General features: G+C 65.8%; 1 protein-coding gene. It reads right to left on the bottom strand.

All coding sequences use genetic code 11. From position 1 onward, the window contains the following. Positions 1-8: 8 nt before the first annotated feature. Positions 9-1,235 (bottom strand): carbohydrate-binding protein (locus AB0C25_RS36575; protein ID WP_357379657.1); only part of this gene is annotated, 1,227 nt, incomplete at its 5' end.

Below are 1,235 nucleotides of genomic sequence, written 5' to 3'. Positions count from 1 at the left end.
GGTCGCGGTCAGATCTTGGTGATGCGGATCCAGTTGATGTTCCAGCCGCCGGCCTGGGCGAACACGCCGAAGTTGTAGGTGCCGGCGTTGACGTTGACGGTGTGCGACACCGTGGTCCAGTTCTGCCAGCCGCCGGTGGCGGGCACGTTCACCTGGCCCAGCACGGTGCCGCCGGCGTTGAGGTCGGCCGACAGCGAGCCGCCGCTCGGGCTGGCGACGCGGTACTCGATGCGGTAGTTGCCGCTGCTGGGGAAGTTGATGTTGTTGTAGGCCATCCAGTCGCCGGTCTCGATCCAGCCGACGTTGTAGCCGCCTTCCGAGCAGGCCTCGACCTGCACGCCGTTCTGCGCGCTGAAGTTCTCCGCTTCGATCGTCGTGCTCGGGCCCGGATTGCTGCCGCCGCCGCTGTACACGCGCACATAGTCCACGTGCATCTTCGCCGGCAGTTTGCTTTCGTCGACGTTGAAGCCCGGCCAGTTGCCGCCGATGGCGAAGTTCAGCAGCACGAAGAAGTCGCGATGGAACTCTTCGGTGCCGTTGACGCTGTTCTGGATGCTGGCTTCGTGGAACTTGTTGCCGTCGACGTACCAGCGGATCGCGTTGGCGTCCCACTCCACTGCGTAGACGTGCCAGTCGGCCACGTTGAGCGCGGTGTTGCCGCCGTACTGGGCGTAGTTGCCGTTGTGGTCGCGCCAGTGGATGGTGCCGTAGGTGCGGTCTTCGTTGTTGACGTGCTCCATGATGTCGATCTCGCCCGAATCGGGCCAGCCGACCTGCGGCAGGTTCGCGCCGAGCATCCAGAACGCCGGCCACGCGCCCATGAACGAGGGCAGCTTCATCCGCGCCTCGATCTTGCCGTAGCGGAAGGTGCGCACGCCCTGGGTCTTCATCCGCGCCGAGGTGTAGCGGAAGCCGCCGAAGTCCTCGCGGCGGGCGTTGATGACCAGGGCGTTGTTCTCGATGGTGGCGTTCTCGCGCCGGTAGTACTGCAGTTCGTTGTTGCCCCAGCCGCCGGAGCCGTTGCCGGTCTCGAACACCCAACTCGGGCCGATCGATCCGTTGAACTCGTCGCTCCACACCAACTGCCAGTTTTGCGCATACGCGCCGCCGGCGAACAGGGACACGGCGAGGAACGCCGCGATACGCATCAGCTGTTTCATGCTCTTCTCCTCGTGGGGATTGAACGCCGCACGCAGGCGGGACACGACGCCGCCGCGGGGCGCCCCCCGGGGCGC

Origin of the sequence: Micromonospora sp. NPDC048839 (assembly GCF_040649915.1) — a bacterium.
Classification (GTDB): Bacteria; Actinomycetota; Actinomycetes; order Mycobacteriales; family Micromonosporaceae; genus Micromonospora.
This window is presented reverse-complemented; position numbering and strand designations above follow the sequence as displayed.